At 66.2% G+C, this 21,617-nt stretch carries 20 protein-coding genes and 2 pseudogenes; 16 read left to right on the top strand and 6 right to left on the bottom strand.

The annotated features are described in order from the left end of the window. From WAW17_RS30780 to WAW17_RS30765, 4 genes and pseudogenes are all read left to right on the top strand, one after another. Nucleotides 1–101 (top strand): annotated as a pseudogene (locus tag WAW17_RS30780) (IS6 family transposase); the annotation flags it as partial. A 60-nt stretch (nucleotides 102–161) separates the two neighbouring features. After that, entirely contained in the window at nucleotides 162–1,139 is a 978-nt protein-coding gene (locus WAW17_RS30775; protein WP_422336624.1) for a hypothetical protein, read from the top strand. 95 nt (nucleotides 1,140–1,234) lie between these two features. Then, nucleotides 1,235–2,500, top strand: a complete 1,266-nt coding sequence (locus WAW17_RS30770) for an aspartate kinase (protein WP_422336623.1) — start codon at nucleotides 1,235–1,237, stop codon at nucleotides 2,498–2,500. 3 nt (nucleotides 2,501–2,503) lie between these two features. Continuing rightward, nucleotides 2,504–3,535, top strand: a complete 1,032-nt coding sequence (locus tag WAW17_RS30765; RefSeq protein ID WP_422336622.1) for an aspartate-semialdehyde dehydrogenase — start codon at nucleotides 2,504–2,506, stop codon at nucleotides 3,533–3,535. An 18-nt stretch (nucleotides 3,536–3,553) separates the two neighbouring features. Here the strand turns inward: WAW17_RS30765 and WAW17_RS30760 are convergent, their stop codons facing one another. The 4 genes from WAW17_RS30760 to WAW17_RS30745 form a co-directional block, all read right to left on the bottom strand. Continuing rightward, on the bottom strand, nucleotides 3,554–4,123 hold the full coding sequence (locus WAW17_RS30760; protein ID WP_422336621.1) for a TetR/AcrR family transcriptional regulator: 570 nt from the start codon (nucleotides 4,121–4,123) through the stop codon (nucleotides 3,554–3,556). Nucleotides 4,124–4,164: 41 nt separating this feature from the next. Next, a complete protein-coding gene (locus tag WAW17_RS30755) occupies nucleotides 4,165–4,875 on the bottom strand; it encodes an ABC transporter ATP-binding protein (RefSeq protein ID WP_422336620.1) in 711 nt (236 codons plus the stop codon). Then, nucleotides 4,872–6,002 (bottom strand): ABC transporter permease, encoded by a 1,131-nt coding sequence (locus WAW17_RS30750; RefSeq protein WP_422336619.1) that lies wholly within the window; start codon nucleotides 6,000–6,002, stop codon nucleotides 4,872–4,874. Before WAW17_RS30750 ends, WAW17_RS30755 begins: the two co-directional genes overlap by 4 nt. Before the next feature lie 229 nt (nucleotides 6,003–6,231). Next, the gene (locus WAW17_RS30745; protein ID WP_422336618.1) at nucleotides 6,232–7,170 is read right to left on the bottom strand and encodes a formylglycine-generating enzyme family protein; all 939 of its coding nucleotides are present in this window, start codon (nucleotides 7,168–7,170) and stop codon (nucleotides 6,232–6,234) included. Between the two features lie 139 nt (nucleotides 7,171–7,309). On the opposite strand from WAW17_RS30745, the gene WAW17_RS30740 reads away from it, so the two are divergent. Then, nucleotides 7,310–9,067, top strand: coding sequence for a multicopper oxidase family protein (locus WAW17_RS30740; protein ID WP_422336617.1), 1,758 nt, complete (start codon nucleotides 7,310–7,312; stop codon nucleotides 9,065–9,067). 26 nt (nucleotides 9,068–9,093) lie between these two features. On the opposite strand, the gene WAW17_RS30735 is transcribed toward WAW17_RS30740, so the two are convergent. After that, complete coding sequence (locus WAW17_RS30735; protein ID WP_422336616.1) at nucleotides 9,094–9,459, bottom strand: aminopeptidase; 366 nt, start codon at nucleotides 9,457–9,459, stop codon at nucleotides 9,094–9,096. A gap of 193 nt (nucleotides 9,460–9,652) precedes the next feature. Between WAW17_RS30735 and WAW17_RS30730 the strand changes: the two genes are divergently transcribed. After that, nucleotides 9,653–10,870 (top strand): CaiB/BaiF CoA transferase family protein, encoded by a 1,218-nt coding sequence (locus WAW17_RS30730; protein ID WP_422336615.1) that lies wholly within the window; start codon nucleotides 9,653–9,655, stop codon nucleotides 10,868–10,870. Beyond that, a complete protein-coding gene (locus tag WAW17_RS30725) occupies nucleotides 10,871–11,767 on the top strand; it encodes a hydroxymethylglutaryl-CoA lyase (protein WP_422336614.1) in 897 nt (298 codons plus the stop codon). It abuts the gene before it with no gap. A 69-nt stretch (nucleotides 11,768–11,836) separates the two neighbouring features. Here the strand turns inward: WAW17_RS30725 and WAW17_RS30720 are convergent, their stop codons facing one another. Next, the gene (locus WAW17_RS30720) at nucleotides 11,837–12,976 is read right to left on the bottom strand and encodes an RNA polymerase sigma factor (protein WP_422336613.1); all 1,140 of its coding nucleotides are present in this window, start codon (nucleotides 12,974–12,976) and stop codon (nucleotides 11,837–11,839) included. Nucleotides 12,977–13,236: 260 nt separating this feature from the next. Between WAW17_RS30720 and WAW17_RS30715 the strand changes: the two genes are divergently transcribed. From WAW17_RS30715 to WAW17_RS30675, 9 genes and pseudogenes are all read left to right on the top strand, one after another. After that, nucleotides 13,237–13,602, top strand: coding sequence for a TetR/AcrR family transcriptional regulator (locus WAW17_RS30715; RefSeq protein ID WP_422336612.1), 366 nt, complete (start codon nucleotides 13,237–13,239; stop codon nucleotides 13,600–13,602). Further along, nucleotides 13,599–15,089: a flavin-containing monooxygenase gene (locus WAW17_RS30710; RefSeq protein ID WP_422336611.1), complete on the top strand. Its 1,491-nt coding sequence runs from the start codon at nucleotides 13,599–13,601 to the stop codon at nucleotides 15,087–15,089. Before WAW17_RS30715 ends, WAW17_RS30710 begins: the two co-directional genes overlap by 4 nt. Beyond that, on the top strand, nucleotides 15,086–16,846 hold the full coding sequence (locus tag WAW17_RS30705; protein ID WP_422336610.1) for an FAD-dependent oxidoreductase: 1,761 nt from the start codon (nucleotides 15,086–15,088) through the stop codon (nucleotides 16,844–16,846). Before WAW17_RS30710 ends, WAW17_RS30705 begins: the two co-directional genes overlap by 4 nt. Next, complete coding sequence (locus WAW17_RS30700) at nucleotides 16,830–17,480, top strand: hypothetical protein (RefSeq protein ID WP_422336609.1); 651 nt, start codon at nucleotides 16,830–16,832, stop codon at nucleotides 17,478–17,480. The genes WAW17_RS30705 and WAW17_RS30700 overlap by 17 nt, the downstream gene beginning before the upstream one ends. 115 nt (nucleotides 17,481–17,595) lie before the next feature. Beyond that, nucleotides 17,596–18,036 carry a Fur family transcriptional regulator gene (locus tag WAW17_RS30695; protein WP_422336608.1) on the top strand — a complete coding sequence of 147 codons (441 nt, stop codon included), beginning with the start codon at nucleotides 17,596–17,598 and terminating at the stop codon, nucleotides 18,034–18,036. A gap of 49 nt (nucleotides 18,037–18,085) precedes the next feature. Further along, nucleotides 18,086–19,555, top strand: coding sequence for a catalase (locus tag WAW17_RS30690; protein WP_422336607.1), 1,470 nt, complete (start codon nucleotides 18,086–18,088; stop codon nucleotides 19,553–19,555). A 272-nt stretch (nucleotides 19,556–19,827) separates the two neighbouring features. After that, nucleotides 19,828–20,301 carry a Dps family protein gene (locus WAW17_RS30685; protein WP_422336606.1) on the top strand — a complete coding sequence of 158 codons (474 nt, stop codon included), beginning with the start codon at nucleotides 19,828–19,830 and terminating at the stop codon, nucleotides 20,299–20,301. 157 nt (nucleotides 20,302–20,458) lie between these two features. Next, nucleotides 20,459–21,259: a metal-dependent hydrolase gene (locus WAW17_RS30680; protein WP_422336605.1), complete on the top strand. Its 801-nt coding sequence runs from the start codon at nucleotides 20,459–20,461 to the stop codon at nucleotides 21,257–21,259. A gap of 138 nt (nucleotides 21,260–21,397) precedes the next feature. Continuing rightward, nucleotides 21,398–21,617, top strand: a pseudogene (locus tag WAW17_RS30675) (hypothetical protein); the annotation flags it as partial.

The following is a 21,617-nucleotide window of genomic DNA, read 5'->3' as shown; positions in this document are numbered from 1 at the left end:
ACCGGGCGGAGAACTCGGACCAGCCGACCCGGCAACGCGAACGCGCCATGAGACGCTTCCGCACCCCCGACGGAGCCCAACGATTCCTGTCGGTATTCAGTTAGATTTCGCCGCACTGCGGGCCCCGGTAGGGTTCCCCTCATTGCAGGGGAGGGGAGCTCGTGGGGGGCTGGGTTCGATTCGCGGCGTTGATCGCCGCCGTCATGGTGTCGCCGGGGTGTGCGCGTTCCGTGGTGGGTGTGCCCGCCGCAGTCCCGCCCGAAGGTCTGACCGCGCGTCAGCAGTTACACGTCGACGTCGAGGACATTCTCCGCACGGCCGATCCGTGCGGCCTTCTCGACGAGGGTCCGCTGGAGGCGGTCGGCGCCGTTGCGCAGTTCGGTGCCGCAGTGCAACTCTCGGTGTGTTCCGCGCTGATCACTCGACCCGACGGAAACTCCATCTCGGTGGAGCTGTCCCTGCTGCCGTCGATGCTGTCCGCGCAGTCGGTGTCCGAACCCACGGTGATCGACGGCGTGACGGTGTACCGGGGGCGGGCGGATCCGGCGCGCGGGACGTGCGAGCGTGTCTTCCGCCTCGCTCTCGGCGGTCCGGCGGAGCTTGCAGCCCCACGACTCGCCACCGTTCGTGTCGGAGCCGTCGCCGGCGAGGACGCCTGCCCACTGGCCGACAGCGTTCTCTCCGCCGCGATCGACCGGATGGCGTCCGGGCTTCCGTCCAGAGCAGCAGGAGACCGGAATCAGGCCGAGCTGGCGCGGCACGATCCGTGCGAGGTACTCGAGGTGCTGGGCGAGGATGCGGGCACGCGTCTCGTCGATGCGGACGCGCTCCCGGCGCCGTTCGACTGCGTGTTCTATCCGTCTCGCGGTCAGGTCCCCGGTAGCGAGGTGACGGTAGCCTTCACGGTCCGATCCGTGGGGAACGATCGAACAGAGGTCCCGGCGGAGCCGGCGCGGATCGGGGACCGATGCCGGTGGTCGACCCCGGTGGGGGCGGCGATCGACGTCACACGGCCGGATGCCGTCGTCGACGACATCACCCGCATGCTCGGTCGCGCACGCGGCGTCGTCACTGTTCACGGGCGGGACTGCGCGGCCGTCGCGCAGGTCGCGGAGGCCGCGGAAACGGCGTTCGGATGAGCAGGCGGGCGGACGCACCCGGGCTCGTCATGACCTCCGCCGGTAAGGTCGACAGCTGGACCAGTACAGATTCATCGACCTGGAGGTAGAAACGCGTGGCTCTCGTCGTCCAGAAGTACGGCGGATCCTCGGTGGCAACCGCCGAGAGAATCCGACGAGTGGCTGAACGGATCGTCGAGACCAAGAAGGCCGGCAACGATGTCGTCGTCGTGGTTTCAGCGATGGGGGACACCACTGATGAGCTGCTCGACCTGGCTCAGCAGGTGTGCCCAGCCCCGCCCGCCCGCGAAATGGACATGCTGCTGACCTCCGGTGAGCGCATCTCCAACTCTCTCGTCGCGATGGCCATTCATTCTCTCGGCGCCGAGGCCCGTTCGTTCACAGGTTCTCAGGCAGGGGTCATCACCACCAGTGCCCACGGCAACGCCAAGATCATCGACGTCACACCGGGCCGTGTCCGCGATGCGCTGGACGAGGGCTCCATCGTTCTCGTCGCCGGATTCCAGGGCGTCAGCCAGGACAGCAAGGACGTCACGACCCTCGGCCGCGGCGGCTCCGACACCACGGCTGTGGCGTTGGCGGCGGCCCTGAAGGCAGACGTCTGCGAGATCTACACCGACGTCGACGGCATCTTCACCGCGGATCCGCGCATCGTGCCCGACGCCCAGCGTCTCGAGACAGTGTCGTTCGAGGAGATGCTCGAGTTGGCGGCATGCGGCGCGAAGGTGCTCATGCTCCGCTGCGTCGAATACGCCCGCCGCTACAACGTGCCGGTACACGTACGCTCGTCATACACGACCAAGCCGGGCACCATCGTGTCCGGATCGATGGAGGACATTCCCGTGGAAGAGGCAATCATCACCGGAGTCGCGCACGATCGCGGCGAGTCCAAGATCACCGTTGTCGGCCTGCCCGACACCCCGGGCTACGCGGCGAGAGTGTTCCGCGCCGTCGCCGACGCGGAGATCAACATCGACATGGTGTTGCAGAACATCTCCAAAGTCGAGACCGGGAAGACCGATATCACGTTCACCCTGCCCTCCGCCGACGGCCCGCGCGGGGTCGAGAAGCTGACCAAGCTGCAGAGCGAGATCGGTTTCACGCAGGTGCGCTACGACGACCACATCGGCAAGGTGTCGCTCGTCGGCGCCGGCATGAAGAGCCACCCCGGCGTGACCGCCACATTCTGTGAGGCGCTCGCCGAGGCCGGCGTCAACATCGACCTGATCTCGACGTCGGAGATCCGCATCTCGGTGCTCGTCAAGGACACCGAGCTGGACCGGGCCGTCAAGGCCATTCACGATGCGTTCGGGCTCGGCGGCGACGAAGAAGCAGTCGTGCACGCAGGAACGGGGCGGTAGATCATGACCACCATCGCCGTCGTCGGTGCCACCGGTCAGGTCGGCATCGTCATGCGCACGCTCCTCGAGGAACGCAACTTCCCCGCGGACAAGGTCCGGTTCTTCGCTTCCGCACGGTCGGCCGGCAAGAAGCTGCCGTTCCGCGGTGAGGAGATCGTGGTCGAGGACGCGTCGGCCACCTCCGACGAGGATCTGAAGGGCATCGACATCGCACTCTTCTCCGCCGGCGCGACGCTCTCGCGGGAGCAGGCTCCGCGGTTCGCCGCTGCCGGTGCCACCGTCGTCGACAACTCTTCGGCCTGGCGGAAGGACCCCGAGGTCCCGCTCGTGGTGAGTGAGGTCAACCCCGAAGAAGCCAAGAATCCGCCGAAGGGCATCATCGCCAATCCCAACTGCACCACGATGGCGGCCATGCCCGTGCTCAAGGTTCTGCACGACGAGGCCGGACTCCGGCGCCTCATCGTGTCGAGCTACCAGGCCGTGTCCGGTAGCGGCATCGCCGGAGTCGAGGAACTGCTCGGCCAGGCCCGTTCCGTCATCGACGACGCGGAGAAGCTCGTGCACGACGGCAGCGCCGTCGACTTCCCGGCCCCGAACAAGTACGTCGCGCCCATCGCGTTCAACGTGCTGCCCATGGCCGGTTCGATCGTCGACGACGGCAGCGGCGAGACCGACGAGGATCAGAAGCTCCGCAACGAGAGCCGCAAGATCCTCGGGCTACCGGAGCTCCTGGTGTCGGGCACCTGTGTGCGCGTCCCGGTGATCACCGGCCACTCGCTGTCGATCAACGCGGAGTTCGATCGGCCGCTGTCGGTGGAGCGTGCCCAGGAAATCCTGGCGAAGGCACCCGGTGTGAAGTTGGTGGACGTGCCGACTCCGCTCGCCGCTGCCGGTGGTGATAAGTCACTGGTCGGCCGTATCCGCCAGGACCCGGGTGTTCCCGAGGGCCGCGGCCTCGCCCTGTTCGTGTCGGGTGACAACCTGCGTAAGGGTGCCGCCCTCAACACCATTCAGATCGCCGAACTGCTGGTCTGACCGCCGCCGGTCCGCGATCTAGTGGTTCGCGGCGATTACCGAATGCACCGCGCGCCGAACGGCTTCGACGTCTCGGCCGGCCTCGATCAGTTCGGTGCCCTTGTGGACCACGGCGCTGATCAGCTGCGCCGCCATGTCGGGGTCGGGTGATCCCGCGGCACGTAGTGCATCTTCGAGCGGCAGGACGAGCTGATCGTGCATCGCCAGGATGCGCGGATCCCGAAACGACTGCGGGGTGAACGACGCCAGCGCGGTGACGACGGCGTGCTCGCCCTCGGCAACGAGGTCGAGGTTGGCATCGATGTACGCGAGAATGCGTCCGTCGTCATCGTCTGCGGCAGCCATCGCCTCGGCCACCCGCCCGGTCCAGCGGGGGAACATGTCCTCGACGATCGCGTGCAGCAGGTCTTCCCGCGAGTCGAAGTAGTTGTAGAAGCTCGACCGGGTGAGCCCGGCACGTGCCGCGACGTCCGCGAGGCTGAGGTTCTTCTCTGGCGTTTCGGCAAGGATCAGCCGCGCGGAGTCGAGGAGGGCCCGCCGCTGCGCCGCGCGGTGCTCGGCCACCGTGGCCGCTGAAATCTTCGGCACGGGCCTCCCGTCAGTTCGTGTGCGTATGTCGGTGCAGTGTGTCAGTGCTCCGTCAGTGTGCCATCGATCATCTCGAGGACTCGGTCGCAGTGGCTCAGCACCTCGTGATCGTGGGTCACCATCACGGTGGCCACCTGCGCGTCGTGGGTGTTCGCGGCAAGCAGTTCCACCACTTCGTGGCTGCGCGCCCGGTCCAGGGCGGCGGTCGGTTCGTCGACGAGCAATACGGACGGGCGGCTCATCAGGGCCCGGGCGATACCCACTCGCTGTCGTTCGCCGCCGGAGAGCTGCCCGGGGCGCCGATCGGACCGGTGGGACATACCGACGGCGTCCAGCAGTGCCGCCGGATCCGGCGCATCCTCGACCCCGGTGATCTTGACGACGAGGCGAAGCTGGTCGATCGCGGTCAGCGCGGGAATGAGATTGCCCGACTGGAAGACGAATCCGATGTGCTCGCGGCGAAATTTCGCGAGCCCCTTCTTCGACAGGCTGCCCACCTCGATACCGTCGACCACCACAGTGCCGTCGGTGGGCTGCGTCAGGCCGCCCGCAACGGCCAGCAGGCTGGACTTGCCCGCACCGGATGGCCCGACGATGGCAACCATCTCGCCGGGACGCACGCGGAGGTCGACCCGGTCGAGGGCCACGACGGTGCTGTCACCGTCACCGAATGCCAGCGTCGCACCGGTCAGTGTGAGTCCTGCGGAGGTATCCGACGCCTCGCGTGTGGTGGTCTCGGACGGTGTGCTCATCTGTTTTCTCCCAACGCGACAAGAGGATTGATGGAAGCCATGCGAACGATGGCGGCGGCGGCACCCACGAGTCCGAGGACCGCGAGCAGTACGGCACCGCTGATGATGGGGGCCGCTTCGAGGGCGAAGGGCATACCGGAGTCGAGCAACACGACCCCCAGTCCCAGTCCGACCAGCACTCCGAAGCCGATGGAGAGGACGAGAACAATCACCGCCTGCATCAGGCCGTCGCGCATCAGGAATCCGGTGGAGGCGCCCATGGCGCGCATGACGGCGAGTTCGCGGCTGCGCTGCACGGTCCAGATGGTGAAGAAGGCGCCCACGACCAGCGCGGAGATGGCGTAGAGGAATGCCTTGATCATCGTCATCGTCATCATCTCGGCCGCGTATCCCGGTGAGGAGTCGAACGACTCGGTGAGCGGTTTCGACGCTGTACCGGCGGCGGCGTCACCGGCGGCGAGATCGGGAAGATTGCCGTCCGTGCCCTGGATCGCGACGACGCTGGCTTCGTTGTAGGCGCCTGCCCGGGGTATCTCGCCGACCTTGGTGCCGGCGTTGATCTCCTGCCAGGTCCTCAGCGGAACGTATGCCACGTCCACATGACCGAAGGTGCGCTGATCGGCGGTGAACCCGACCACGGTGAGTTCGGTGCCCAGGCGGTCGAGGACCACCGTGTCGCCCAAGTTCAGTCCGGCGTCGCGCGCGGTGTCGCTGACGATGATGTCGTGGTCACCGGCCAGGGCGGTGCCCTCCGCCGGTTCCGGCTCGAGGAACGATCCCTTGCCGATGCCGAACAGGGTGAGGTCGACGGGCGTGCCGTTCCGGGTCTTGGCATTGACGATGGTGTTGCCGAACAACTCTGCGCGATCGACGCCCGGCTGATTGCGCCACGCCGCCGCCTGTTCTTCGGTGACGACGGACCGGCTGAACGCCGAATCGGTCTTGGTGCCCTCGGCGAAGGCGAATGCCTGGACCGGAGTCCGCTGCAGTCCGGAGACGCCGTCGTTCACGAGTCCGGACGAGAGCCCGGAGAGCATCACCATGAGAATCGAGATCAACGCGACGACTGCGCCCATCAGTAGGAAACGTGTTCGCGCAAACCATAGTTCGCGCACAGCGAGAAACATTGACGTGCAACTCCTGACGAAGGACGGCGCGCGCGGAGGTGTCCGCGGTGCGCGATTTACCGACGAGCTGTCACCATCATACTGACACAGCGTCAGCAAACTTGGTAGGGCGGTGTCCGGTCCGCTCGAGACGACACAGGAAGTCCCGGAGAAAGGACGAGAGGGTGCACACCGAGTGCGCCCGCATCGGCAGCAGTCACGGGTGGTTCGAAGCCAATACCACGGGCGTTCACGGCCGGACGATGCATCGGAAACCGATGTGGCAGGTAGAGGTTTCCTCGGTGTCGCCCTGCCGGGCCGACGGCCGATAGCGCATGCAGTAGTTCGGCGCGCACAGATGGGACCCGCCCTTGATCACCCGGCGCGCATACGGCTCACCGGGATCCTCGGCCCGGGCGGTGTCGATCCGCGGATTGGCCGGGATGCAGCACGAGTGGGCCGGCGTCACGTTCTTTCCGCTCGCGGAGTGATCGGCGGTGTAGTAGTCGGCCGTCCATTCCCACACGTTTCCGGCCATGTCGCTGAGCCCGTACCCGTTCGGCCGGAACCGGCCGACCGGTGAGGTACCCGCATAGCCGTCCTCCATGAGGTTCTCCCACGGGAAGCGGCCCTGCCACACGTTGCCGCCGGGTCTGCCGCCCGGTTCGTGCTCGTCTCCCCACACGAACGGCTTTCGGTCGAGGCCGCCGCGAGCCGCGAACTCCCACTCCGCCTCGGTCGGCAGTTCCTTGTCCGCCCACTCCGCATACGCGTGTGCGTCGAACCACGACACGTGGGTGACGGGGTGCCGCTCGCGCCCGCCGACGCTGCTGCCGGGACCCTCGGGATGACGCCAGTCGGCGCCGGGCGTGAACGACCACCATTGGGTGAAGTCGTCGAGGGAGACGGGCCCGGCGGTGGGGGTGAACACCAGCGAACCGGGGACGAGCAGCGATGGGTCCGCGCCCGGGTACTGCGCGGGATCCGGCGGGGTCTCGGCGGTGGTGACATGGCCGGTGTCCTTCACGAATCGGCGGAACTCCGCAATGGTCACCTCGTGCGCGTCCATCCAGAAACCGTCGACGGCCACCTGATGGACCGGACGCTCCTCGGGATAGAAGTCCTCCGACCCCATCCAGAAGGTGCCGCCCGGGATCCATTCCATGTTCTTCGGACCCACTCTCGTCATGCTGGTCAGCGTTCCACGCCCGAGACGGGGATGCGAGCAGGTCTGAGCGAGGAGCCGGAAAACGGTCGGCTGGGATGGCGCTCGAGGTAGCGTTCGGCTACCCGAGCCGCAAGTTGTTCACCGTGCAGGGGGCGCCAGGATGGACGGACGGATACCGCGAAGATCGTTTGTTCGTGGTCTGGCACTGACCGCCGGGCTCGGTGCGGTCACGGCCGGTTCGGCCGCTGCGTTTCCGTTCGGCATCGATCCTCTTCGGCCCTTCGTCTTCTCGTCGCCGCCGCTCGAGCCGTTCCGGGAGCAGTTGCCACTGCTGCCGACGATCGGCGGAACGTCCGTGGACGTGCGTGCGAGCAGCACGATGCACCGTTTTCACCCCGATTTCCCGGCTTCTCCCGCGCTGGGGTACGCGGGCATGGAATACCTGGGGCCGGTGATCGAGGCGCACGTCGGTGCAGGCACCGATCTGACGTACGGCAACGGCATCGCCGGTCATCCGTTCGCCGCGGACTTCGACATGAGACTGCACGGAGTCACGGAGACCGATCGCGAGCAGGTTCCGACCTCGCTGCATCTGCACGGTGGTTCCACGCCCCCCGAATTCGACGGTCATCCGGAACTGGTGATGCGGCCGGGGCAGGGGATGGTGCACCGCTATCCGAACCGGCAGGAGGCCTGCACTCTCTGGTACCACGACCACGCCATGGGTATCACCAGGCTGAACGTCTCCGCCGGGCTCGCCGGGATGTACCTGCTGCGCGACGACTTCGATACCGGTCTGCCGGGCAACCCACTCGGACTGCCGTCCGGAGAGTTCGAGATCCCGCTGGTCCTGCAGGACAAGACCTTCACCGATGACGGCCGGCAGAGTGTGCGTTCGAATACCCTCAATCCGCAGGGGAGCTGGGAAGCGGCCACGCCGGGCGATGTAGGTGTGGTGAATGGCAAGGTGTGGCCCGAGATGTCGGTGGCACGTGGGCTGTACCGTCTGCGGCTGGTCAACGCGGCGTCGTTCAGCGTCTGGAATCTGTTTTTCGACAACCGGATGCGGTTCTGGGTGCTGGGCGCCGAGGGTGGCTTCCTGAACGCCCCGGCCGCGGTGGATCACGTCCGGCTCGGACCCGGTGAACGTGTCGACCTCCTCGTCGATTTCGGTGCACTCGCGCCCGGCACGGTGGTGGAGTTACGCAACGACGAGCCGATACCCGCGCAGGTGGCCGAGCGCGGTGTCCGGACGATGCCGAGGTTCTGCAGATTCCTGGTGGGGTCCGCCGCCGGTTTCACGGGAACGGTCCCGGAGAGCTTGCGGGGTGGCGGCCGGAAGTCCGGATCGTTGCCGCCCGTCGCGGCGCCCCAGGTTGTCCGCACGGTGTCGGTGCTGCAGGTCGGCGAGGCACTGGGCCAGCCGTCACCGTTGATGACGCTGAACAATCTGCGCTACACCACCGACGATATCGAACTGCCCCGGCAGGGCGCCGTCGAGCAGTGGAACATCGTCAACGCCACCCCCGAGCCGCACCCCATCCACCTGCACCTGGTGAGGTTCCGGGTGGTCGGACGCCAGCCGATCGACACGGCGGCCCTGATGCAGGCGCAACCGTTGCCGCCGGTGGGGATTCGATGGACACCGTCCGCCGAGCCTTTCGTGACCGGACCGGTGCAGCCGCCGCAGCCGTGGGAGTGGGGATTCAAGGACACGGTGATCGCAGATGCCAACTCCGTCACCCGCATCGTCGTCGAATTTCCCACCGCGGACGAACTGGGCTTCGATCCGGACGCCACGTTCGGGATGTCGTCGGGCCATCATGGTGGCCACCCGCTGCAGGGGTACGTGTGGCACTGTCACATGCTCGATCACGAGGACCACGACATGATGCTGCGATACCGCCTCGTTCCGTGACGGGACCGGATTTCGCGGCCGTTCCCCTACCGGCGGGCCGCCTTCCAACGACCGGTCCACTGGCCGCGCACCAGGAGCCCGGCGGCGAGAACGACCGCGCCGGCCGCGGTCACCGGCCAGGCCCAGGCACGACGTGTGGACAACGCGTCGTTGCACTGCGCGACGTTGTCCGGACGCTCGGTGAGCCCCAACTCCGAGAGTGTGGTCCCGATCGGATTCTGCGTATCGGCCTGCTGAGCCTCCGTGAGGTCGCTCGAGATGGCGTTTCCGCAGCTGATGTGCTGGTCCTGGTTGGAACTGTCGATACCGACCGGCCACAGCAGAGCGATCACTCCGACGAGGAGAATCACGGCGCCGAGAGCGATCGCGAACGTGCGTGCAGTAATGGCCACCGTTGCCTCCTCGACAGACCTCGTTGCTGCGCTTCATCATGCCCGAGCCCAGACGAGTAATCGGCGCGATCGCCGGAATCTGTGCCGGCGCAGTTCCGCGCAGCAGTTCCTCGCACGGAGGGGCCGTCAGTGCAATCCTGGGGCAGGTCGGAAATGATGGGGAGACATCAGCGAATCACCGAAGGAGAACCAGATGCCGGACGTGGCACCCTCGACGGGTCCGTTGGACGGATACCGAGTGATCGAACTCGGCACACTCATCGCGGGGCCGTTCGCGGGCCGTCTGCTCGGGGACCTCGGTGCCGACGTCATCAAGATCGAGTCGCCCGACCGTCCCGATCCGCTGCGCACCTGGGGCCAGGCAGAGCAGGACGGACACCGCTTCTTCTGGACCGTGCACGCGCGCAACAAGCGGTGCGTCACCCTGGACCTTCGGGTGGACAGGGGGCGCGAGCTTTTTCTCGACCTCGTCGAGCAGGCCGATGTGATCGTGGAGAACTTCCGTCCCGGCACCCTCGAGAAATGGGGGCTCGGATTCGACGTGCTGCAGGAACGCAACCCCGGGATCGTGCTGGCCAGGGTCTCCGGATACGGGCAGACCGGACCGCAGTCGCGCAGTGCCGGATACGCGTCGGTGGCCGAGGCGGTCAGCGGGCTGCGGTATCTCAATGGTTACCCGGGCCAGGCGCCGCCGCGGTTGGCGTTGTCGCTGGGCGACTCGCTCGCGGGAATGTTTGCGGTACAGGGGGTTCTGGCGGCACTCCTGGCGCGGGAGAGGACCGGCCGCGGCCAGGTGGTGGACGTGGCGCTCACCGAATCCTGCCTCGCGGTGCAGGAATCCACGATTCCCGACTACGACCGCGGCGGCATCGTCCGGCAGCCGTCGGGGACACGACTCGAGGGCATCGCACCGTCCAACATCTATGCGACGGCGGACGGCAGCTGGGTGGTAATCGCCGCCAATCAGGACACGCTGTTCGCGCGGCTCTGCACCGTGATGGGGGAGCCGGAACTGGCCGACGACCCGCGGTTTCGCACCCACATCGATCGCGGCAAGCATCAGGACGAACTCGACGAGATGATCGGGGCCTGGGCCGCTGAACAGGATCCGAGCACCCTCGTCGAACGGCTCACCGCGGCGGGTGTGGTGGCAGGGCCCATCAACACGGTCGCCGAGGTGGTGAAGGACCCGCAACTGCTCGATCGTGGGATGCTGGTGGGGCATTACGACGAACGGATCGGCGAAGACGTGCTCGGCCTGGGAGTGGTACCGAGGTTCAGTGACACGCCGGGTTCGGTGCGCCGCGCAGGGGCGCCGCGGCCGGGAGCCGACAACGACGACGTGTGGGGCGGCCTGCTCGGCCTGAGCGAAGACGAGCGAAGTGCATTGCACGATAAGGGTGTGATCTAGATGATTCCGGAGTCGGTGAGTATCCGCGAGGTGGGTCCCCGCGACGGCCTGCAGATAGAGGACCCGGTGCCCCTCGCGGCCAAGCTCAGACTTCTGGACGCGCTGGTCGCGACCGGGGTGCCGCGCATCGAGGCCACGTCCTTCGTGTCACCGCGGGCGGTCCCGGCCCTCGCGGACGCGGAGCAGCTTGCCGAGAATCTGGGCCGCTGGCCCGGAGTCGAGTTCTCGGCACTCGTCGCCGGCATCGGCGGCACCAAACGGGCTCTCGCGAGCGGAATGCGGACGATCGAATATGTGGTGTCGGCGGCCGAGGGTCACAGTCGGGCAAACACGAAGTCCACGACGACCGAGGCGACCGAGCGGATCGGTGAGGTGGTGCGGCTCGTGCACGACGAGGGTGGCAGGGTCGAGGTCATCATCGCCACCGCGTGGGACTGCCCGTTCGACGGGCCCACCGACCCCGAACGGCCCCTCTCCATCGCTGAACACGCGATGTCCGTGGGCGCGGATCAGCTCTCCATCGCCGACACCATCGGAACCGCGACCCCCGGCCGGGTGGCGAGCTTGATCGAGTTGGTGACGTCGCGCCTCGGTGACGTGAATCTCGGCGCCCACTTCCACAACACTCGCGGTGTCGGACTCGCGTGCGCGTTGACCGCCGTCCAGCACGGGGTCCGGTTTCTCGACGCCTCCACCGGCGGACTCGGAGGCTGCCCCTTCGCCCCGGGCGCCAGCGGCAACATCGCCACCGAGGAACTCGCCTTCATGCTTTCCGACCTGGGGGTCGACACCGGCATCGATCTCGCTGCGTCCCTGCGCGCCGCAGCGGTGGCCGAGGACGTCGTCGGGCATCAGGTGCCCAGCAACCTGCTGCGCGCGGGACTACCGATCTCCTGAACTCCTGAACTCCTGAACTCCTGTGAATACTTCTCGACCACGGGCGGTTGAGAAGTACTCACAGGTGGATCATTCGAGGTAGTCGCGCAGTGCCTGGGACCGTGAGGGGTGCCGAAGCTTCGACATGGTTTTCGACTCGATCTGACGGATGCGCTCGCGCGTGACGCCGTAGACCCGTCCGATCTCGTCGAGCGTGCATGGTTTGCTACCGGTCAGGCCGAAACGCAAACGCACGACACCGGCCTCGCGTTCGGTGAGGGTTTCCAGCACCGCGCCCAACTGGTCCTGCAGCAAGCCGAATGCGACGGCGTCGTCGGCGACGACCGCCTCCGAGTCCTCGATGAAATCGCCGAGCTGAGCGTCACCTTCGGCGCCGATGGTCTGGTCCAGCGAGATGGGCTCACGCGCATACTGCTGTACCTCGAGCACCTTTTCCGGCGTGATGTCCATTTGCTGGCCGAGTTCTTCGGGGGTGGGCTTGCGGCCCAGCTCCTGGAGGAGTTCACGCTCGATGCGGCCGAGCTTGTTGATGATCTCGACCATGTGGACCGGAATACGGATGGTGCGGGCCTGATCGGCCATGGCCCGGGTGATGGCCTGTCGGATCCACCAGGTGGCGTACGTGGAGAACTTGAAACCTTTGGAGTAGTCGAACTTCTCGACAGCGCGTACGAGTCCCAGATTGCCTTCCTGAATCAGATCCAGAAAGGGCATACCGCGACCGGTGTATCGCTTGGCCAGTGACACGACCAGTCGCAGGTTCGCTTCGAGCAAGTGGTTGTACGCGCGCTTGCCGTCTTGTGAGATCGCGTGCAGATCGCGGCGTGCGGTGACGGTCAGCGGCGCATCGCCCCCTGCAGCCGCGCGCAGTTTCTCAGCCGCGAACAGGCCCACCTCGATGCGGATGGCCAGGTCCACCTCTTGTGCGGCGGTCAGGAGGGCAACCTTGCCGATCTGCTTCAGGTACGCCCGGGTGGAATCCGTCGACACGGCCAGTTCGGCATCCTTGCGCGCGACCCGCAGTGCCTCCGACTCCTCTTCGTCCCACACGAAGGCATCGGCCGATTCGTCCTTCGCGGACGTGGACGCGACCACCTTGTCGTGTGCGTGGTCGTGCGCATGGTCGTGTGCACGGTCGTGTGCACGCCGGGTGATGGAGGACGTGCCTGTTCGAGAATCGTCGACGAGAATTTCGGGAGATGCCAACATTCGCCCCTTCGCGATGGTTTAATGCGGCATCGCGAGGAAGAGGAAACAGTGTCTTCTCGTAGAGAGGCCATCCATTCGATGCGGTCCGCACCGGAGATGAAGTTCATTGTATCCGTTTCCCTCGCGAAATGTATGTGCTGACGTGGGAAGTGTGACGTGTGCAGTGGGGCCGCTGATGTCAGCACTCGTGTGCCGGCGGGCCGCAGGAGCATCTTAAAAGCAGTCTGGACTGTTTTCTTTTTTCCACCTAGAGTGCACTTGTGACCCCGGACACTGCGCTGAGCGAACCGAGCCGTACCCAGGCCGAGCGGACGGCAGCAATGCGGCCGCGCCTGCTCGACGCGGCGATCGACTCACTGGTCGAGTTCGGATACGCGGGCACCACCACGAAGGGCATCACCCGCCCGGCGGATGTCTCGCGGGTCGCGCAGCTCTATCACTTCCTGACCAAGAAGTCGCTGGTGGTGGCGGCCGTGGAGCATCTCCTGAACCGGCGGACGGGGGAGATTCTCGATGCCGAGCCGGGGGGTCTCGCGGCGCCGGGACTGTTCCGGACGGCGGAGGAAGAGAAGTCAGCACGCGCACGGCTGTTGCCCGTGCGGGAATCGAAGGTGGAGAAGTCGTGAGTCTTCCGGAGCATGTACAGACCCTGATCGTCGGGGCGGGTTTCGCGGGTATCGGACTCGGCGCCCGGATCCTGCAGACGCAGCCGAACGCCGATGTTCTGATCATCGAACGCGGTGACGATGTCGGTGGAACGTGGCGGGACAACACGTACCCGGGGTGTGCATGCGACGTCCCGACGTCGCTGTACTCGTTCTCGTTCGCGCCGAGCGCGGATTGGAGCCACACCTTCGCTCGCCGCGACGAGATCTTCAACTATCTGAAGAAGGTTGCGGCCGATACCGGGGTCCTCTACCGCGTGGTCACTGGTTGTGAACTCGAAGAAGCGCAGTGGGACGACGTCGACGCCGTGTGGCACGTGCGGACCGGCCGCGGAACGTTGACGGCCGACGTGCTGGTAGCGGCTACCGGCGCGCTGTCGACGCCGAGCATCCCGGACATGCCCGGGCTCGAAACGTTCGGCGGCGCCACCTTCCATTCCGCGACCTGGAACCACGAGCACGAGCTCGCCGGGGAACGGGTGGCCGTGATCGGCACGGGCGCCTCGGCGGTGCAGTTCGTGCCCGAGATCGCACCCCGTACCGAGCACCTCACCGTGTTCCAGCGCACGCCGGCCTGGGTCATCCCACGCTTCGACCGCGAGCTGTCCGGGCTGGAGAAGAGCATCTACCGACGTGTGCCATTGGTGCAGAAGGCGGTACGCGGGTCCGTGTACGGGCTCCGGGAATCGCTGGGCGCGGTGATGTCGCACGCTACCGGACTGCTTCCGCTGTTCGAGACCGTCGCCAAGGCCCACCTGCACCGACAGGTCAGCGATCCGGAACTGCGCAAGAAGCTCACCCCCGATTTCACCATCGGCTGCAAGCGCATGCTGCTGTCCAACGACTGGCTGCGCACGCTCGACCGGCCCGATGTCACGCTGGTGAACGCGGGTCTGACCGCCGTCACCGAGGACGGTGTCGTCGACGCTGCCGGCAACGAGTACAAGGTGGACACGATCATCTTCGCTACCGGATTCACACCGACGGAACCGCCGGTGGCCCGAGCAATTCGCGGCACCGACGGCGGCACCCTCGCCGAGCACTGGGGCGGCAGCCCGAGTGCGTACAAGGGAACCACCGTCGCGGGTTTCCCCAATCTGTTCCTCATGTACGGACCCAACACGAACCTCGGTCACAGCTCCATCGTGTACATGCTCGAGTCGCAGGCCGCCTACGTCGTCGACGCACTGAAAAAGATGAACGACAAGGGAATCGCGGCCTTCGAGGTCACCCGGCACGCACAGGATCGGTACAACGCCCGGATCCAGTCCGACTTGCAGAACACCGTGTGGAACAAGGGCGGCTGCTCGAGCTGGTACCTCGATTCCGAGGGGCGTAATACGGTCCAGTGGCCGACGTTCACCTGGGTGTTCCGGTCGCAGTTGCAGCGTTTCGACCACGAGAACTACGTCTCGCGGCGGGCAACCCGAAAGGCGGTGGCGGCATGAACCACTACGACGTGATCGTTGTCGGATCCGGCTTCGGCGGGAGTGTCGCCGCTTTGCGTCTTACCGAGAAGGGGTACAAGGTCGGGGTCCTGGAGGCGGGCCGGCGCTTCGCCGATGACGAACTACCCGAGACCAGTTGGCGGTTGCGCCGGTACCTCTGGGCGCCATGGCTGGGTTGCTACGGCGTGCAGCGCATCCATCTCCTGCCCGACGTCCTGGTGATGGCCGGTGCCGGTGTGGGCGGCGGATCGCTCAACTACGCCAACACGCTGTACCAGCCGCCGACGCGGTTCTTCGAAGACAAGCAGTGGGCCCACATCACCGACTGGCAGTCGGAACTCGAGCCCTACTACGAGCAGGCCAAACGCATGCTCGGCGTGCGTACCAACCCGCTGTCGACCCCGGCCGATGCCGTGATGCGTGAGGTGGCCGAGGAGATGGGTGTCGGTGAGACCTTCACATCCACTCCTGTGGGGGTCTTCTTCGGCGAACCCGGTGCCCCGGTCGCGGACCCCTTCTTCGGCGGCAAGGGGCCCGAACGAGCGGGATGCACGGAGTGCGGCGCGTGCATGACCGGCTGCCGTGTGGGCGCGAAGAACACCCTCGTGAAGAACTACCTCTACCTTGCCGAACAGGCCGGCGCGCAGATCCACCCGTTGACGACGGTGAAGGAACTGCGGCCCCGTCAGGGCGGCGGATACGAGGTGCGTACCCGGCGGACCGACGGCATCCGCAAGCGTGATCGCATCTTCACCGCAGATCAGGTGGTGGTGGCGGCCGGCACCTACGGCACTGCGCGGTTGCTGCTCGCGATGAAGGAATCGGGCGCGCTGCCGAGGTTGTCCCCCAAGCTCGGTACCGTGGTCCGGACCAATTCGGAGGCGGTCCTCGCCGCCACCGCCAAGAACCGGAACACCGACTTCACCCGGGGGATCGCGATCACGTCGTCGTTCCACCCGGACGATCACACCCACATCGAACCGGTGCGGTACGGAAAGGGCAGCAACGCGATCGGGTTGCTGCAGACGGTGCTCAGCGACGGCGGCGGCCGGACGCCGCGGCTGCTGAAGACGGTCGGTGTCGCGTTGCGCCGTCCCGGTGCGTTCGTCCGCAGCCTGTCCGTGCGGCACTGGTCGGAGCGCACGATCATCGCGCTCGTGATGCAGACCGACGACAATTCGCTCGAACTCGCCAAAGGTAAGCGGCGGTTCGGCCGAGCCGTCACCAGCAGACCGGGCCCCGGCACGCCACCGCCGGACTGGATTCCGCAGGGACACACAGCCATCCGTAAGGTTGCCGCGAAGATCGACGGGGATCCCGGCGGTTCGCTGGCCGAGGTCGTGAACATCCCGATGACCGCGCATTTCCTCGGTGGCTGCGCCATCGGGGATTCGCCCGACACCGGTGTGGTCGACCCCTACCTGCGCGCGTATGGGCACGACGGCCTGCACGTGGCGGACGGGTCGGTGGTGAGCGCGAATCTCGGCGTCAATCCCTCACTCACCATCACGGCGCAGGCCGAGCGGGCCTTCGCGCTGTGGCCGAACAAGGGGGAGCCCGACGCCCGGCCGGAACCCGGCAAGCCATACGTACGTATCGAGCCTTCGGAGCCGCGAAGTCCCGTGGTGCCCGCCGATGCCCCCGGCGCTCTGCGGCTTCCGTTGACCGTCGTGGCACGACATCCGCACAGCCCTGTGGAACGACATCCGCACACCCCTGTGGCACGGAAGGAGACTGCTCATGTGGAGCGTGCCTGAATCGGTCACCGAGCGCGCCGACTGGCCGGTGAGTTCACCGCCGCCGTGGCCGGCGCATGTTCGCGCCACCTTGTGGTGGCACCGCAGCACGGCGGCGGCGCGCCGGTACGGGCCCGAGGGTGCCGTACTCCCGATTACCGTCGCGATGATGGTCGATTATCTCGATTCGCCCGTCGGGCCCTACCGCGAGATCCTCGCCAGTCCGGTTCTTCGTGCGCCCGGTTTCCGCACGGGACTCGTACCTCGGATGGCGGTGCCGTTCATCGCGGTGGACTCGGAACCATCCGTCCACGGTGGACGCGTTCATTGGAACCTGCCCAAGGTGCTCGCCGATTTCGACGGCGACGTGCATGGAGTGTTCGAGGCGGCCTCCGACGGATGGCGGGTGTGCACCACCACGTATGCCCGCGGTCCGCGCCTGCCGATCGCCGGGGCGTTGGGTTTCGCGCAACCGGAGGACGAGACCGGGAAGCTGGTGACGGCGTCGGCGCGGCTGAGGGGTCACTTCCGATACGCCCGGGTCAACGTCCGGGCCGAGGGGCCGACGCTGTCCGACTGGCTCGTCTCCGGCAACCATCGCGGCATCGTGATCACCGACGGTCGTATGACGACGGGACCGGCCGAGCGGCGCTGAACGAGGACCGCTGAACGAGGACCGGAGTGCAGGTTGCGGGTTCACGAACGTGATGTGTGCCCCACCCGATGGCCCTTTTCTTGATTAATTCCAGAAAAGCGGCATACTCGTATACATGCGACACGACACAGATCCCAAAGCGCTACTGCGCGGCGCGGGCCTTCGTGTCACTGCGCCACGAGTCGCGGTACTCGATGCCGTTGCCCACAGGCCGCATTCGGACGCCGACGAGATCGCGGCCGTAGTACGCAAGGAATTGGGTTCGGTATCGACCCAGGCGGTATACGACGTTCTGAAGGCCTGCACCGCAGCAGGGTTGTTGCGCCGAATCGAGCCCGCGGGGTCACCCGCGCGTTTCGAAACACGCATCGGAGACAACCATCATCACCTGGTGTGCCGCTCCTGCGGCACGGTGGTGGACGTGGACTGCGCCGTCGGTGAGGCACCGTGCCTCGAACCGTCCCAGGCCGGCGGTTTCCTGATAGACGAAGCCGAAGTCGTCTTCTGGGGACTGTGCGAGCAGTGTCGCACCCGATCCGCCCCTGCGCATCCCTGATCTGTCCTTCCCTCACATCCTCACCTCACAGCACTCCGGAGGCTTCGCCATGCGTGAAACACAGCACGTCACCACCACTAACGCCGGAATCCCCGTGGCCAGCGACAACGAATCGCTCACCGCGGGCATGCAGGGCCCCATCCTGCTGCACGACCACTACCTCGTCGAGAAGCTCGCGCAGTTCAACCGTGAGCGCGTCCCGGAGCGCGTGGTCCACGCCAAGGGCGGCGGTGCGTTCGGCGAACTCGTCATCACGCACGACGTGAGCCGTTACACCAAGGCCAAGCTGTTCCAGCCCGGAGCCCGCACCGAGTCGCTGGTGCGTTTCTCCACGGTCGCCGGCGAGCAGGGCAGCCCCGACACCTGGCGTGACCCGCGCGGCTTCGCCATGAAGTTCTACACCGAAGACGGCAACTACGACCTGGTCGGAAACAACACCCCGGTCTTCTTCATCAAGGACCCGATCAAGTTCCCCGACTTCATCCATTCGCAGAAGCGTCTGCCCGGGTCCGGGCTGCGTGACCACAACATGCAGTGGGACTTCTGGACCCTGCGTCCCGAGAGCGCCCACCAGGTCACGTGGCTGATGGGCGACCGTGGCATCCCCAAGACGTGGCGCCACATGGACGGTTTCGGCTCGCACACCTACCAGTGGCTCAATGCCGCGGGCGAACGTTTCTGGGTGAAGTACCACTTCAAGACCGATCAGGGCATCGAGTTCCTGACCCAGGCCGAAGCCGATCGTCTCGCCGGCAGCGATCCCGACGACCACCGTGCCGACCTGTACGACGCGATCCAGCGGGGCGACCACCCGAGCTGGACTCTGAAGGTGCAGATCATGCCCGTCGACGAAGCCGAGGGATATCGGTTCAACCCGTTCGACCTCACCAAGGTGTGGTCCCAGAAGGATTACCCGCTCATCGAGGTCGGCAGGTGGACGCTCAACCGGAACCCCGACAACTTCTTCGCCCAGATCGAGCAGGCGTCGTTCGAGCCGTCGAATGTGGTTCCCGGCATCGGCTTCTCGCCCGACAAGATGCTTCTCGGTCGCGTGTTCTCCTACGCGGACGCACATCGTTACCGGATCGGTGCCAACTACGCGCAGCTGCCGGTGAACGCGCCGACGAACCGGGTCGATTCGTACTCGCAGGACGGAGCGATGCGGTACTCCACCAATTCACCCGACGTGCCCGTGTATGCGCCCAATTCGAATGGCGGACCGCACGCCGACGCGTCGACCGCCGGTGACGAGGGAATCTGGGGATTCGACGGTCAGGCCGTGCGTGCCGGATACATCGGGCACGCGGAGGACGGCGACTTCACCCAGGCCGGAACCCTGGTGCGCGAGGTCCTGGGCGACGACGAACGCGAGCGACTGGTGAACAACATCGTCGGCCACGCGCTCGACGGTGTCAGCGAGCCGGTGCTGCTTCGTGTCTTCGAGTACTGGAAGAACGTCGACGCAGACCTGGGCAAGCGAGTGGAACTCGGTGTCCGCGAAGGTCGCAAGCAAGTCTGACACAGGCACGACCGTCCGTGCGTGGGGAAGGCTCAGAGCAGGCCGAACCAGTAGATCAGGGTGGCGAGAATGAACACGATCACTGTTTCCACGATGATCCTCCTCCACCGGAATGCGCTGTGACGGTGCTGCCTCCATCATCCCCCTTCGTGGAGGCCGAACGCGGCGCATCACGGCACTGTTTGCCAAGTTGTATCCCGAATGTCTGTGTCATCGAATGTCTGTGTCATCGAATGTGAACGAACCCAATGAACGGAAAGTGAGGAACTCTCGTGAGTAACCCCATTACGAGCACGCTCGACACCGAGCAGCAGAAGGTCGCCGGTGAGGCGCTGCAGGCCACACTCGTCGATCTGATCGATCTCACCCTCATCGCGAAGCAGGCGCACTGGAACGTGGTGGGACAGAATTTCCGGTCCGTGCACCTCGCTCTCGACGAGTTGGTGACCGCGGCCCGCGACTTCACCGATCAGGCTGCGGAGCGCGCTACCGCGATCGGCGTCAGCCCCGACGGTCGCGCGGCCACGGTCGCCAAGGACTCCGGCGCCAAGGGAATCGGCGGAGGCTGGACCAAGGACTCCGAGATCATCGCCTCGGTGGTCGGGAACCTCGCTGCCGTGATCGACCGCCTCCGCGATCGCATCAAGACCACCGAGGAGGCCGACCCGGTCACCCAGGATCTGCTGATCGCCATCACTGCCCGCCTCGAGCAGCTGCACTGGATGTGGCAGGCCCAGGTGATCTGACGACGCCCTGCCCCTGTGCGCACTTCTTCCCGTCCGGGGTGAAGGAGTGCGCACAGCCGTGTGACAGGAGTGTCGGATGTTGTTGCTAGGTTGAGCGGTGTCAGGACACCGGCTCGGATGACCGTGTCCGGGTCGGGCTCGAAAGGTGCTGTCTTCCATGGTGATGGGTCCTACCCACGCAATGTCCGGTGCTGCCGTCGGTTTGGTGGTCGCTGATGTCCTTCCCCTGGACTGGGGTGGGCCTACTTCCACTGCGGAAACCTTTACTTTCGCGGCGGTGTGCGCCGGCGCGGCACTTCTTCCCGACCTCGACACCAGCCAGTCCACCGTTTCGCGTTCGTTCGGCCCGGTCAGCACCGTCGCCGCGAAGGGTGTCGACGCGATATCTCTCGGTTTCTACACCCTCACCAAGGGCAAGCGCGACGGCAGGCGACGCGGTGGGCACCGCACATTCACCCATACCGCCCTGTTCGCGGTAGGTATCGGCGGGGGCGTGTCTGCGCTGGTCGTCCAATTCGGTAAACCGGCAATCATCGGGGTCCTCTTCGTCTGCCTGGGGCTGGCCCTCCGTGGCCTCGGCGGCGACCTGGCCAAAGAGAAAGGCTGGCTGGTGGTTTCGGCGGTGGCGGCCGTCCTGTCGGCGTTGACATGGCAGTGGTATCCCACCGACGAGGGTTCCACGGGCCTCGGTGTCGCAGTGGCCCTCGGCTGCGCCACGCACTGCCTTGGTGACGCCGTCACGAAGGAGGGTGTGCCGTTCCTCGCTCCCTTCGTTCCCTGGGGCAAGGAGAGGTGGTGGGAGATCCGCCTTCCGTCGTTCCTGTCGATCCGGGCGGGAGGCCCGTTCGAGAAAATCCTGCTGGGACCAGCCCTGACCATCGGCGTAGGGTTGATGGTCGTCTTGGCCATCGACGGTGCGCCACAGGCGATCTACGACGCCTTCGTGCCCGTCCGGTGACAGCTCGTCAGGTGCCGGAACGGAGGATCCGGTCCGTATCGGCTTCACCGATGGTCGAATCAGGACTTCGACGAACTCGGGCCGAGTCGATCCGGGTGTCGTTCCGCGCACCGACTCACGAGGGATGACAATGGGGCGGTGAGCCCTCCCAACCCGATCGACAGACTCCTGGGTGCCGTCGTCCCCCGCGCGGTCGACGCTGTCGACATCGAAAGCGTCGTCGAGCAGGTCGACCTCGACAAACTCATCTCCAGGGTCGACCTGGACAAGGTACTCGAGGGGGTCGACCTGCAGAGGTTGCTGGAGCGTCTCGACCTCGATGCGGTGCTGGAGCGTCTCGATCTCGATGCGGTGCTGG

This window comes from Rhodococcus sp. (in: high G+C Gram-positive bacteria), assembly GCF_049286785.1.
GTDB lineage: Bacteria > Actinomycetota > Actinomycetes > Mycobacteriales > Mycobacteriaceae > Rhodococcus_F.
Note: the sequence above shows the minus strand (reverse complement) of the source record. Positions and strands in the feature narration are given on the sequence as shown.